This is a genomic window from Streptomyces umbrinus, from assembly GCF_030817415.1.
Lineage (GTDB): Bacteria > Actinomycetota > Actinomycetes > Streptomycetales > Streptomycetaceae > Streptomyces > Streptomyces umbrinus_A.
In genome coordinates, this window is sequence record NZ_JAUSZI010000002.1 from 6,138,033 (window position 1) to 6,151,053 (window position 13,021).

At 69.8% G+C, this 13,021-nt stretch carries 11 protein-coding genes and 1 pseudogene; 7 read left to right on the forward strand and 5 right to left on the reverse strand.

The window, feature by feature from the left end:
* Nucleotides 1-564: 564 nt before the first annotated feature.
* Nucleotides 565-1,638: pseudogene (locus QF035_RS26935) on the reverse strand (CHAT domain-containing protein); the annotation flags it as partial.
* Nucleotides 1,639-1,948: 310 nt separating this feature from the next.
* Here QF035_RS26935 and QF035_RS26940 point away from each other — a divergent pair.
* The 4 genes from QF035_RS26940 to QF035_RS26955 all read left to right on the forward strand — a co-directional run bounded on the left by QF035_RS26940 (nucleotide 1,949) and on the right by QF035_RS26955 (nucleotide 5,760).
* Complete coding sequence (locus tag QF035_RS26940; protein WP_307523158.1) at nucleotides 1,949-2,575, forward strand: DUF4956 domain-containing protein; 627 nt, start codon at nucleotides 1,949-1,951, stop codon at nucleotides 2,573-2,575.
* Nucleotides 2,572-3,372, forward strand: coding sequence for a polyphosphate polymerase domain-containing protein (locus QF035_RS26945; RefSeq protein WP_307523159.1), 801 nt, complete (start codon nucleotides 2,572-2,574; stop codon nucleotides 3,370-3,372). Before QF035_RS26940 ends, QF035_RS26945 begins: the two co-directional genes overlap by 4 nt.
* The gene (locus tag QF035_RS26950) at nucleotides 3,369-5,258 is read left to right on the forward strand and encodes a carbohydrate-binding domain-containing protein (RefSeq protein ID WP_307523160.1); all 1,890 of its coding nucleotides are present in this window, start codon (nucleotides 3,369-3,371) and stop codon (nucleotides 5,256-5,258) included. Before QF035_RS26945 ends, QF035_RS26950 begins: the two co-directional genes overlap by 4 nt.
* 136 nt (nucleotides 5,259-5,394) lie before the next feature.
* Nucleotides 5,395-5,760, forward strand: coding sequence for a hypothetical protein (locus tag QF035_RS26955; RefSeq protein ID WP_307523161.1), 366 nt, complete (start codon nucleotides 5,395-5,397; stop codon nucleotides 5,758-5,760).
* Between the two features lie 63 nt (nucleotides 5,761-5,823).
* Here the strand turns inward: QF035_RS26955 and QF035_RS26960 are convergent, their stop codons facing one another.
* The gene (locus QF035_RS26960) at nucleotides 5,824-6,300 is read right to left on the reverse strand and encodes a hypothetical protein (RefSeq protein WP_189841432.1); all 477 of its coding nucleotides are present in this window, start codon (nucleotides 6,298-6,300) and stop codon (nucleotides 5,824-5,826) included.
* A gap of 422 nt (nucleotides 6,301-6,722) precedes the next feature.
* Between QF035_RS26960 and QF035_RS26965 the strand changes: the two genes are divergently transcribed.
* Complete coding sequence (locus QF035_RS26965) at nucleotides 6,723-7,418, forward strand: hypothetical protein (RefSeq protein ID WP_307523162.1); 696 nt, start codon at nucleotides 6,723-6,725, stop codon at nucleotides 7,416-7,418.
* Between the two features lie 84 nt (nucleotides 7,419-7,502).
* Here QF035_RS26965 and QF035_RS26970 read toward each other — a convergent pair whose 3' ends face one another.
* From QF035_RS26970 to QF035_RS26980, 3 genes are all read right to left on the reverse strand, one after another.
* The gene (locus QF035_RS26970) at nucleotides 7,503-8,063 is read right to left on the reverse strand and encodes a hypothetical protein (protein WP_307523163.1); all 561 of its coding nucleotides are present in this window, start codon (nucleotides 8,061-8,063) and stop codon (nucleotides 7,503-7,505) included.
* Nucleotides 8,060-9,538, reverse strand: coding sequence for a sensor histidine kinase (locus QF035_RS26975; RefSeq protein WP_307523164.1), 1,479 nt, complete (start codon nucleotides 9,536-9,538; stop codon nucleotides 8,060-8,062). The genes QF035_RS26970 and QF035_RS26975 overlap by 4 nt, the downstream gene beginning before the upstream one ends.
* 82 nt (nucleotides 9,539-9,620) lie before the next feature.
* Entirely contained in the window at nucleotides 9,621-10,319 is a 699-nt protein-coding gene (locus QF035_RS26980) for a response regulator transcription factor (protein ID WP_307523165.1), read from the reverse strand.
* Between the two features lie 351 nt (nucleotides 10,320-10,670).
* On the opposite strand from QF035_RS26980, the gene QF035_RS26985 reads away from it, so the two are divergent.
* Both QF035_RS26985 and QF035_RS26990 read left to right on the forward strand, forming a co-directional pair.
* Complete coding sequence (locus tag QF035_RS26985) at nucleotides 10,671-11,477, forward strand: DUF3152 domain-containing protein (RefSeq protein WP_307523166.1); 807 nt, start codon at nucleotides 10,671-10,673, stop codon at nucleotides 11,475-11,477.
* A gap of 168 nt (nucleotides 11,478-11,645) precedes the next feature.
* Nucleotides 11,646-12,989, forward strand: a complete 1,344-nt coding sequence (locus QF035_RS26990) for a pectate lyase family protein (RefSeq protein ID WP_307523167.1) — start codon at nucleotides 11,646-11,648, stop codon at nucleotides 12,987-12,989.
* Nucleotides 12,990-13,021: the final 32 nt, after the last annotated feature.

Sequence of the window (13,021 nt, forward strand, 5' to 3'; positions counted from 1 at the left end):
GCTACTCGGCAGCAGTAGTCGATGAGTGACAAGTGTCTTCTCCACGAGGCCTTGGCGCCTTTCCTGGTCCAAGAGGGCGAACTGCGCACCGAACAGACCCAGTCCGACGGCGTTGATCACCCCATCCAGGCCGAAGCTCGCCACGCCGGGCTCAAACGAGTGCCAGATCACCCCGCGCACATCGTCCAGCGCGCCCGTGTCCCGCCACCACCGCCCGAACGCCTTGGCCAGCTCGGTCTTGCCCGTTCCTCCTGGCCCGTGCAGGACGACGACTCGGTTCAGCCGGGCCGCCGTGTCCAGCGTGTAGAGCAACGCGTCGCGGCCGGTGAACTCACCCACGGCCGCCAGCGCGGATTCCGGGTCCGCCTCCCCGGCCTCGGCGTCTTCGACAGCAGGCTGCTCCCGCATCCGGTCCAACAGCTCGTCCAACGACTCCTGTTGACCGCGACTGGTGCGCAACCCGGCAAAGTGCACGTCAGTCCGTGTATAAACGACCGGCACCACCCAGTCCGCCAGCGGCATCAACCCCTTCGGAGAGGGGCGAAGCGGATGCCGGTCCAGGCGCTGGCGCCCCGCCGACACCGCCGCCGACAACAGATCCCCGGCGAACAACCGCTCGTAGAACGCCGTCATGAACTCCGCCGCCGCGACCGCGTACACGCTGTACGCCATCGCCACCACCGCGCCGGCGCCCTCCTGCAGCAACCGTGTCGCGACGGCCGCTTCGAGTTGTGAGCCCAGCACGGCCGACTGGCAGGCGTTGAGCACCACCACCGGCACCTGGGATTTCTTCAGCACCTGCGCCACGCGCCCGGCGGGTACCAGGTCGGAGCCGCCCGTCGCCTTCTCGAACGCCAGCATTCCCTGCGGGCCGGGCCCATTGAACATGACCGACGACGGCCAACCGCCCCCACCACCCGGCGCCTGCCCGAACACCCCATGCCCGTCGAAGTGCACGATCTGGAACGGTTCCCCCGCCTCCCGTGCCTCTTCGAGCGTCTTCTCCAGGTGCTCCAGCGTCGGTGGCCGCAGCACCACCAGGTCCACCTGCCCCCGCACCGCCTCCAAACGGCGCAGCAACGGTCGGGCGATCATCTGGTAGCCCACGTCGGCGGTACCGGACGGCCGTGAGATGACCATCAACACGCGCAGCCGGGAGCCTCCGACCGTGAACACATCACCCAGCGCCGCGGTCGGCAGGCTGCGGGACACCACCACCTGGTCGTCGAGCGCGATGGGTGTCGGCCGCTCCGGATCGGCCATCAGTTCCCACGGCAGACCCAAGTGCTGGGCCGTGCCCGACCGGACTACGATCTCGACCCGGCCACCCCGTGCCCGCGCCCGTGTGTACGCATCGCGCGCCGGACCGGAACCGAACACCGCTTCGAAGACCTGGGCGCCCCACTTCGGGAACTGGGCCTCCACCCGTGGCCCGCGCTCCCCGTACACGCCGAACGGTGCCCGCAGGTAGTCCTCCAGGTACCAGCGCAACTCCTCCAGCGCCGGCCCGTCCAGCGGCCACACCAGCGGGGCCGGATCACCCACGCGGTTGGGAAGCGTCTCACCGGCCCGCCAGGCGGACACGCTTACCCGGCCGTCTTCGTCCACATCCAGCAGAAGCCGCTCCGTCATGCCCATCGCCCCCGTGACGGCTGCCGTTCAACGGCCTCTCGGCCGCTCGCACCAGCGACTTTATCCACCACTCTCTGTCATCAACAGGGCAAGGTCCGAAGTGATCGGATCAGGACGAAACTCGTACACAACACGACTTCCGTGGCGGCGAGTTCACCTCCCATTTCCCGTGCGTACTTCTCAACGGTGGTTAAGGAAACCCAAAGGGAACCCACAGGCGGACCCCCGATCGTCGTCACCATGAGCGCAGCCATCGAAGTCATCGCATTCGTCGCAGTCGACGCATTCGACGGCAGATCCCAGGGAGACCGCTGACATGGACCGGTTGCTTCTTGTCGGCGCCGATCTCGTCGCCATCTCCCTCCTGACCTTCGCGGTCTACTTCCCGCGGCATCACCGGCGTGACCTGGTCGCCGCGTTTCTCGGGGTCAATGTCGGGGTGCTCGCCGTGGCGATGGTGCTCGGGTCGACGTCGGTCGGGATCGGGATGGGGATGGGGCTCTTCGGGGTTCTGTCGATCATCAGGCTGCGGTCGTACGAGATCGCGCAGCACGAGATCGCGTACTACTTCTCGGCGTTGGCGCTCGGTCTGCTGACCGGGCTGTCCGAGTCCCTCGACCTTCTCCACACCGGGCTGATGGTGCTGGTCGTGGCCACCCTCTACGCCGGTGACCATCCCCGGCTGTTCCCGCGCCACCGGCAGCGGGAACTGCGCCTGGACTCCGCCTACACCGACGAGGAGGCTCTGCGCGCGCATCTTGAAGTGCTGCTGGGCGGGCGGGTGTTGAACCTGTCGGTCAAGGGCATCGACCTCGTCAACGACACGACGCTCGTCGAGGTCCGGTATGTGGTCCCCAACGCGTCCCGGGCCCCAGTGACCAAGCCCCGGGAGGGCAACCCCCGTACCGACGACTCCCCCCGCGGGCGCGGAGTGCGGGCATGACAGCCCTCGGGTTCGAGTCCGAGTCGGTCGGGCGCGTGGTCGGCGCGCTGCCGGCCATCGGGCTCGACGAACTAGTCGCTCAGGCCTCGCTGTTGACCCGGCTGGACCGCAAGTACATGCTGCCGGTCGCCGATCTGCCCCTGGTGCTCGGCGGCCTCGACGAGGACACGCGGGTCCTGGACGTGGACGGCGCGCGGCAGTTCGGGTACCGGTCCGTCTACTTCGACACCCCGGAGATGGACGGGTACCTCGGCGCGGCCCGGCATCGGCGGCGGCGGTTCAAGCTCCGGATCCGTACCTATCTCGACTCCGGGCGGCACTACTTCGAGGTCAAGACACGCGGCCCGCGCGGCACCACCGTCAAACAGCGCATCCCGTACGAGGGGGACGTCCGGCGGCTCGGGCCCGACGCCCGGGCGTACGCCGACACCGTGCTCGCCGAGGCCGGGATCAACTCCGGGCGCCTGCGCTTCGTACCCGCGCTGACCACGTACTACCGGCGTACGACCCTCTTCCTCCCGGCCACAGGCAGCCGGCTGACCGTCGACACCGATCTGACCTGGGCACTGCCCGACGGGACCGCGCTGCGTACCCCGGACCGAGCCATCGTCGAGACGAAGGCGGGCCGGGCGGGCTCCGGTGCCGACCGGCTGCTCTGGTCGCTGAAGCACCGGCCCTGTCCCGTGTCGAAGTACGGCACCGGGCTCGCCGCCCTGCGCCCCGACCTGCCCTCCAACCGCTGGCTGCCCGTACTGCGGCGCCACTTTCCGACCGCGCTCGACGGGAGACCAGCATGAAGACCTACCTCAACACCCAGCCGAGCACGCCTCCGAAGAGGGCACGACGGTTTCGTACGAAGGCCGCCGGCGCCCTCGCTTCGATGGCGCTCGCCACGGCCGCGCTCGCCGGGTGCTCTTCCGGGAGCGACTCCGATTCCGGCTCAGGGTCCTCCTCGGGCTCTTCCGGTACGAGTGGGTCCGCAGCCGCCGTGGACGGAGGGCAGGACGCCGCCGCCGTGCTCGCCGACAACAAGGAGTCGCACGCCGAGGGCTCCGACGCCGAGTGGGACGAGTCGGACGCCGTCGCGGTCCAGCTCAAGGGCGACTCGGCCTCCGTCGATGGGGATGGGGACGGGGTGACCGCGAAAGGGGCCACCGTGACCATCACCGCCGGCGGTACCTACCGCATCAGCGGCACCCTCTCCGACGGGCAGATCGTCGTCAACGCCCCTGATCAGGACGTGAGGTTGGTGCTCGACGGGGCGAAGATCTCCCACTCCTCCGGTGCGGCGATCGACATCACCGAGGCGGACGAGGCCGTCGTGATCCTCGCCGACGGCAGCGAGAACACCCTCAGTGACGCCGACTCGTACGCCGATGATGTTGAAGCCAATGCCGCGCTCCACAGCGCCGCCGATCTGACGGTCACCGGCGACGGGAAGCTCACCGTGCGGGGCAACGGCAACGACGGGATCGCGAGCACGGACGGTCTGGTGATCGCCTCCGGCGCGATCGTGGTCGATGCCGTGGACGACGGCATCCGCGGCAAGGACTACCTGATCGTCGAGGGCGGTTCGGTGACCGTCACGGCCGGTGGCGACGGGCTCAAGGCCGACAACTCCGAGGACAAGGACTCCGGTTACGTCGCTGTCGGCGGCGGCACCGTGAAGGTGACCGCCGAGGGGGACGGGGTCGACGCGGCCACCGACCTGGTCGCCACCGGCGGCACGCTGACCGTCGAGAGCGGCGGCGGCAGCGGTACGCAGCCCTCGGACGACGCGTCCACGAAGGGGCTGAAGGCGGGCGTGATCAACGTCCTGGAGGGCGGCACCGTCTCGGTGAACGCCTCCGACGACGCCATCCACAGCGACGGCGCGGTCCACGTCAACGGAGCGAAGGTGACGGCCGCGAGCGGCGACGACGGGGTTCACGCGGAGGGCGATCTGACCGTCGGCAAGGGGACGTTGAAGGTCACGTCCGCCGTCGAAGGCGTCGAGGGCGCCGACATCTCCGTGAACGGCGGGAGGGTGGACATCCGCTCCAGCGACGACGGGATCAACGCGGCGGGGGGTACGAGCTCCTCGGGCGATGGCGGAGGAGGTGGTGGGGGCGGCCTCGGCGGGGGTGGCGGAGGCGGCGGCGGTGAGAGCGTCGGTGACTACAAGCTCACCGTCAGCGGCGGCACCCTGGTCGTCGACTCCGAGGGCGACGGCCTCGACTCCAACGGCACCGCCGAGATCACCGGTGGCACGGTCGTCGTGAACGGCCCGCAGCAGGGTGGCAACGGCGCCCTCGACGTCAACGGCGACTTCGGCATCAGCGGCGGAGTCCTGCTGGCCGCCGGCAGCGCGGGCATGGCCGTCGCCCCCTCCACCGACTCCGAACAGGGCTGGCTCTCCGCCACCCTCGACTCGTCGGTCCCGGCCGGCACGACCCTCCACGTCGTCGACTCCGACGGCAAGGTGGTCGCCACGTACGTCACCTCGAAGTCGATCCAGAACGTCGTCTACTCGTCCTCCGCGGTGAAGAGCGGAGAGGAGTACGAGATCTACTCGGGCGGCACGAAGTCCGGTACCGGTACGGGAGGTCTGGCCCCCTCGGGCACCCTGGGCTCGGCCGAGCGCATCGCCACGGTGACGGCGGGCGAGGCACCGGAGGGAGGCTTCGGGGGCGGCCGGCGATAGGCGAGCTGTCGCACTCCATGGTCCCCGGGGCCAGACTGGAAGGAGGCGGAGATTCCCGAGACGCCGAGAATCCCATGAGCGGAGATTCCCGAGACGCGGATCCCGAGACCCGCAGCGGACCGGCCATGGAGGAATCATGACGGCAGCCACGCGGAACGACACACCCGTCGCGATCGAGGGCAACGGTGTGGAACTGCGCATGCAGGAAGTCGGCGGCGGTATGAGCGTCGCCTTCGCGAGCCTCCCCGAGGGGACGGACATGGGGCCGGCGGTGAAGGGCCTGCCCGACGACCAGTGCCAGTGCCCCCACTGGGGATACCTCCTCAAGGGGCGGCTCAGGATGCGCACCAAGGCGGGGAGCGAGGTCTACGAGGCGGGGCAGGCCTTCTACTGGGCGCCCGGCCACGTACCGGAGGCGCTCGAGGACTGCGAGTACGTCGACTTCTCGCCGACGAAGGAGTTCAACGAGGTTATCGACCACGTCAAGGCGCAGATGAGCTAGGGCCGGGGCAGGGCAGCCTGTCCGGCGGACCGGTCGAACCCGCGGCGGAGCGGCGGTGGCGGATCAGGTCTCGTACAGCCCGTCCCAGGGTGGGCCGAAGCCCAGCCGGTCCGGGTAGAGCTCGGCCCAGGGCTCCCCTTCGTCCTCGCCGGTCAGCATGCCGAACAGCACGCCGTCGACGGTGAGCCGGAAGGGGCGGACCGCGATGTCGGTGTACCGGCGCCGGGGGAGGCTCCTGAGGAGTTTGGCCAGGTGGGCCTGGGCCCGGGCGAGGACCGAGTCCTGGCCCTCCGGGGCGCGCTGCTGCTCGGCCCACGTGCCGGCACACCAGATGTCCGAGTCCCGGTAACGGCCCTCGGCGTCGAAGGTGTGGAGCACCGCGTAGAGACGTTTGTGCTCTTCCCAGCCGTCGTCGGGCCGGTACCCCTCGGGGAACGCGTACGTGATCGACCCCAGGAACTGCCCCTCCGCGTAGTGACCGATGGCCTCGGTGCGGTGGCGCGGCTCGTAGGCGATCGGGATGACCTCGGGGACTGCCATGGCGAAACCATACGGATGAATCGTGGACATGCCACAGGCGGGGCCACCGTAACAGCCCTCGGACTCCGGGCGGATGCGAGGTGTGTTCGAGACGTTCGCCTTGTTCGACACGTTTTCGACGGTTGTGGCCTGACGATCGCGCCGACGCAGATCGGCGGCCTCACGGCAACACCATTGCCGGCGACTCGACCCGGAAGGCCGTCCGTACGCGACCCTGTCCGCCTTGCTGCGGCTTGCCGAGTACCCGTTTTCCGATTCGCTTTCGCGCAGGAACCCATTGGAGTTTCGCGTGTCGGCTGATGTGTTGATCGTACGGGGAAGTCCTTCAGTCGTTGCGTCCGCGACCCGATGTTTGCAGAGGAAGCTCGAACTCGCTTCCGGTGCACTCGCACATCTGTACCTTCGGATCAAAGGAGCAATGCATGAGTCCTGAACTCAGGACAAGGTCCTCCCTGAGCCCCCTCGCCGCCCGTGGCGCGTGGCTGACCGGCGGGGCTGTTGCCTCGCTCGCTCTCGTGTTCGCAGGCGTCGCGACTCCCGCATCGGCCTCGGTCACCCCGGCCGCCGACAGCGTCGTGGCCGGCCCGTCGAACGAAGACTGCAAGAAGGAGAACGGGCACCACGAGAAGTACCAGCCGGAGGGGAAGGCCCAGACGCCCACCGGACCGGGTCACGACCAGTGCGAGGACCGGGACCGCGACAAGCAGGAGTGCTCGGACATCGACTCGGTCGTCCTGCCGCCCCAAAACCAGGTGCCCAGGGTGGAGCTCAGCGCCGTGCTGACCGACGGGAAGGCGTTCGCCGGGCAACGGACCTTCAACGGGGACCCGAGCGACTACGAATGGGACAAGATCAGCAACAATGACGGCTTCCCCGACAAGGCCTGCGCCATCTCCATCTCGACCGACGGAGACGACGACGCCTGGATCAAGGTGCTGACCAAAAACGGCCGCGTCTACGAGACCGAGGGCAGCAAGGAGGGCTCCGAGTTCACCTGGAACGACGACTGGGTGAAGCTGGAGACGCCGCGGGAGAACGACCTCGCGACCAGGGAGAAGGGCGAGAAGGTGACACCGGTCAACCCCAACCGTGTCCCGACAGGTGTGCTGGTTTCCTGACCCCGACACCAGCCCGGTTCGCCGCGCGCGCAATGGCTACAGCCGGCGCGCGCGGCACCCCGGCCCGCTGGGCCGGTTGCCCGGTCACTCCGCGGCCGCGGACCCGGGGCACGTCTCGCCCGAGCCCCCGGCCCGCCTGACGCCGGGGATCGTCACGGTCACCTTCGTCGACGATGCGGTGTCGTTCGCGCTTCCGCCCGAGCTCCCGGAGCCCGCGGACACGACGAGGCGGGCGTCCGCGATCGTGCACGTCAGCTGGGCGAGGGCCGTCCTGGTCAGGGGCTCGGTGCCGCGGGGCAGTTCGACCGACACCCGCGCCCCGTTCGCCCGGACGGTCGGCGTGGACCTCAGGGGGGGAAGTTCCGTGGCCAGGCCCTTGCGGCCGAGGATGGCGTCCGGCCCCCGGAACAGCAGTTCCACCGCCGTTCCGATGTCGAAGGTGCCGGGGACCTGGCTGCGGACGCCGAGCAGCGTGTCCTGCCTGACGAAGTAGAGGACGTAGGCCGGCCGTATTCCGGTGGCCGCCTCTCCCGCCTCCACCACACCGGTCGAGGGAATCCCGCAGGACGAGAGCAGGAGCGCGGCGGCCGTGAGCGAAAGCCCGGACCGCACCGCCCGCTGCCCACGTCCGATGCGCCATCTCATGTCTCCCGTACCTCCTTCTCCTCCTGGCCCAGGGGGATCTCGACCGTGAACACGGCCCCGCCGCCCTCCTCCCGGTTCGCCGCCCGGACCGTACCGCCGTGCAGCCGGACGTTCTCCGCCGTGATCGAGAGTCCGAGGCCGCTGCCCTCCGACCGGGTCCTGGCGGTGTCCGACTTGTAGAAGCGGTCGAAGACATGCGGCAGGACGTCCGCCGGAATGCCGGGCCCACTGTCCGTCACCTCGATGACGGCCCACCCCCCGTCGTCGGCGGCATCCGGCATCTCCCGTGCGTACAGACGCAGTTGTACGGGGCATGCGCCGTGCCGCAGCGCGTTGCCGACCAGGTTGGCGACGGCCACGTCGAGGCGGCGCGGGTCGACCCGGCCGCGCAGTTCGCCGGGTCCGGGGAGCCGGGTGTCCACCGTGTCCTGCCAGCCGCGGGCGGCGAGGGTGCGCCGCAGGGACTCCGCGAGGTCGAGGTCGTCCAGTTGCAGGCCTGCCGCGCCCGCGTCGAAGCGGGAGATCTCCATCAGGTCGCCGACGAGCCGGGCCAGCTTCACGGTCTCCCCGCTGATGAGGCGTACGGCCATCGCGGTGTCCGGGTCGAGCCGGGCCGCGTCCTCGTCCAGGACGTCGGTGACGGCCGACATCGCCGCCAGCGGGGTGCGCAGCTCGTGCGAGACGTCCGCGACGAAACGCCGGGCGCGGGCCTCCATGCGGCGCAGCTCGGCCACGGACTCCTCGAGGGCGGCGGCGGTCTCGTTGAACGTGTGGGACAGATCGGCGAGTTCGTCGGAGCCGTTGACGGCGAGCCGGGTGTCCAGGTGGCCCTCGGCGATGCTCCGGGTGGCGCGACGCAGTTCGCGTACCGGGCGCAGCACTCCGCGGGCGGCCAGCAGGGCGAGTAGGACAGCGAGGCCGAGGGCGGGCACGACGGCGCGTCCGATGGCGGTGACCAGGGCGTCGACGTATCCCTGTTCGCCGGTCTGCGGCACCGTCAGGAAGACCGAGACCCCGGAGGCGGAGCGTTCGGCGGGCTCGCTGAAGGTGACCGGCAGGCCGACGACGAGCGAGGAGCGGCCGTCCGTCGTCACCCGCTGGAAGACGGCGGCCCGCCGGGAGCCCACGGCCGACCGCATGCCGGCCGTCAGCTCGGTGAACGCGTCCTGTGGTCTGGAGGTGGCCCGCAGATCGCGGTAGGTGGCCAGGACCCGCCAGTTCTGCGCCGGTTCGGCGGCGGCCACCTCCTGGGCGACCGACTCCAGGTCGCTCTGGGTCGGCGGGTAGGCGATGCCGGGCGCCAGGCCGTCGACGTGTGCCCGCAGCCTTTTGATGATGGTGTCCTGGCTCTGCTGGAGCACGGCGATGCGGGCCTCCCGGAAGGTGAGGGCGCCCGTGGTGAGGGTGGCGACGGCGGTGACGAGCACGAAGGCGACGAGCAGCCGGCCGCGCAGACCGCGCAGCGGTCGCTTCACCGGGTCACCTGTCCGTATCCGGCCGACCCGCACATCCAGGTACGTGTCCAGGTATGTGTCCAGGTACGCGTCGAGGTACCGCTCACCGGGACTGGAACCGGTAGCCGAAGCCGCGCACGGTCTGGATGTAGCGCGGCTGCCCCGCGGGCTCGCCCATCTTGGTGCGGAGCCGCTTGACGCACGCGTCCACCAGCCGGGAGTCGCCGTGGTAGCTGTGCTCCCAGACCGCCTCCAGCAACTGCTGCCGGGAGAACACCTGGCCGGGCGAGGCGGAGAGGGTCAGCAGGAGCCGTAGTTCGGAAGGGGCGAGGGAGACCGGCGCACCGCGCCGGGTGATGGCCAGCCCGGCCCGGTCGATGGTCAGTTCGCCGTCGTCGCCGTGGGTCTCGATCTTCGGTATGCCCTCGGCGTTCGGTGCGCCGCCGACCCGGCGCAGGACCGCGCGGATACGCGCTTCGAGTACGCGTGCCTGCACCGGCTTGACCACGTAGTCGTCCGCCCCGGCCTCCAGCCCGACCACGATGTCCGTGTCGTCGCCCCGGGCGGTCGCCATGACGATCGGCACCTGGTCCTCGGTACGGATCCGGCGGCACACCTCGAGACCGCTGAGGCCGGGCAGCATCAGGTCGAGCACGACGACGTCAGGCCGGAAGGACCGCAGCAGGGCCAGCCCCTCCTCACCGGTTCCGGCGGTGGTGACGTCGTGCCCCTGGCGGCGCAGTGCGAGCCGGACGCCCTCCCGTACGGCGCGGTCGTCTTCGATCAGCAGGACGCGTGGCATGTGCTCAGTATCCGTACGCCTCAGGGGAGTTGAGGCAGGTACGGGCGCCGGTGGGGGAACTGTTACGGGACGATCACATAGGCCGGACGGGTGATCGACCGTTATCTCTTCGTTATCGGCTGAGCGATATCCCATCACATGCCGTACTCACTCTTGATGACCATGAACACGACTGCCCGTCGCACGAAGCCGTCCTCGACCAGGGGGCCCTCCGCCTCCCGACCGTCCCGGCGTCGTCGCAGAGGTGCCGCGCAATCCGGTGGCCCGGGGGGTTCCGGCGGTCGTTCCGGCGGGCGCGGCCGGAAGAGCAAGGGTCCGTTAGTCGGCGGCCTGGCGGCGCTGGTCGCGTTGGTGATCGCCGCCGCTGTGGCCGTGAACTGGACGACGTCCTCGTCCTCCGACGCCGCGGACGGATCCGCTTCCTCGTCGCCGTCCGTTCCGTCGCCGGACCCGACACCGGAACCGGGCGGCGGGACGGAGTCGGCCGAGGCGAGTGGGAAGCCCGACGAGAAGGCCGGCGGGAAGGCCGACGCCGAGCCGTCCGGAAAGGGCAGCCCCTCCGCCTCCTCGTCCTCCTCCGCGCCCGAGATCCCGGCCTCGGGTCCCGGGACGTTCGCCACCGCCGGCGGCGGGAGCGGCACCGTCGGGAAGGGCAGCCGGGTCCTGAGCTACAAGGTCGTCGTCGAGGACGGCCTCAAGCAGTCGGCGGCCGATGTCGCCGAGCAGGTGGAGGGCATACTCGCCGACCCGCGCGGCTGGACGGCCGACGGCCGGTCGGGCTTCCGTCGCGTCTCCGGCGGTACGGCCGACTTCGTCGTACGGCTCGCCACGCCGGGAACGGTGGACGCCATCTGCGGCAAGTACGGCCTGAACACGCGCGGTGAGGTCAACTGCAACGTGGGCAAGGACGTTGTCGTCAACCTCAAGCGGTGGCTGCTGGCGACGCCGGTCTACGCCGCCGACGTGGACGCGTACCGCGCGCTGATCATCAACCACGAGGTCGGCCACTTCCTCGGCCACGGCCATGTGACGTGTCCTGGAGCGGGCAAGCCGGCCCCGGCGATGATGCAGCAGATCAAGGGGATGCTCGGCTGCAAGCCCAACGTCTGGCCGTACGACACCAAGGGACGGTTCGTCACGGGGCCGGCGGTGTCCTGAGGGTGCCCTGAGGAGGACGTGAGGGGTGCCCTGGAGGAGGGCCTGAAACGCGCTGTCAGGAAAGAGGGCAACCTTTCCGGCCGCCGCGACCACAGATGAGTCGGAACCCTGTTCACAGGGGCTCCACACAACGCACGAGCCCCACAAGAACCACGTAAGGACTCATCCGTGGCATCCCCCTCCCACCGCAGGTCCCTCCGCAAGCGGCGCACCGCGCTCCTCTCCGCCGCTGCCGTGGTGGCCGCGGGTCTCGGCGCCGTCCCCTTCGTGATGAACGCGAACGCGGGTGTCGTCGACCTGGCGCACCAGGCCCTGCCGGCCAAGGACGGCTGGGCGGCGTCCGGTTCGGGCACGACCGGCGGTTCGAAGGCCGACTCCGCGCACACCTTCACCGTCAGCACCCGCGCCCAGCTGGTGAAGGCGCTCGGCGCGGCCACCAACTCCACCCCGAAGATCATCAAGATCAAGGGCACGATCGACGCCAACACGGACGACGCGGGCAAGAAGCTGACCTGCGCCGACTACGCCTCCGGCACGGGGTATTCACTGTCCGCGTACCTGAAGGCGTTCGACCCGGCCACGTACGGCAAGAAGGCGCCCGTGGGCACGCAGGAGAAGGCCCGCGCGGCCGCCCAGACCAAGCAGAAGAAGAACATCGTCTTCCGGGCCCCGGCCAACACCACCGTCGTGGGCGTCCCGGGCACCAAGGCCGGGATCACCGGCGGGAGTCTGCAGGTGCAGGACGTCGACAACGTCATCATCCGCAACCTCTCGCTCACCGCCACCGAGGACTGCTTCCCGCAGTGGGACCCGACGGACGGTTCCCTGGGCGAGTGGAACTCCAACTACGACTCGGTGACGCTGCGCGGGGCGACCCATGTCTGGGCGGACCACAACACGTTCAGCGACGCGCCGTTCTTCGACAAGTCCGAGCAGACGTACTTCGGCCGCAAGTACCAGATCCACGACGGCGCCCTCGACATCACCAACGGCTCGGACCTGGTGACCGTCGAGCGCAACCAGTTCACCAACCACGACAAGACGATGCTGATCGGCAGCAGCGACACCGACAGCGTCGGCAAGTTGCGGGTCTCCATCCACCACAACGTGTGGAAGGGCATCACGCAGCGCGCCCCGCTGGCCCGCATCGGCCAGATCCACCTCTACAACAACGTCTACGACACGACGACCCTCAACGGTTACGCCCCCAAGTACAGCCTCGACTCCCGGGCCAAGGCCCAGGTCGTCGCCGAGCACAACTCCTGGACCCTCCCGTCCGGCGCGAAGGTCGCCAAGCTCCTGAGCGGCGACGGCACGGGCTCGGTCGCCGGCACGGGCAACTTCGTCAACGGCAAGTCCACGGACCTCGTCGCCGCGTACAACGCGGCCAACTCGAAGAAGCTCAAGACGACGGTCAACTGGAAGCCGACCCTGACGGCAGGCCTCCAGACCTCGGCGAACAGCCTGCCGACGGAGCTCCTGAAGACGACGGGCGCGGGGGTTCTTTCCTGACCTCGCCCCACTGAAGGCATGAGAGCGGCCCG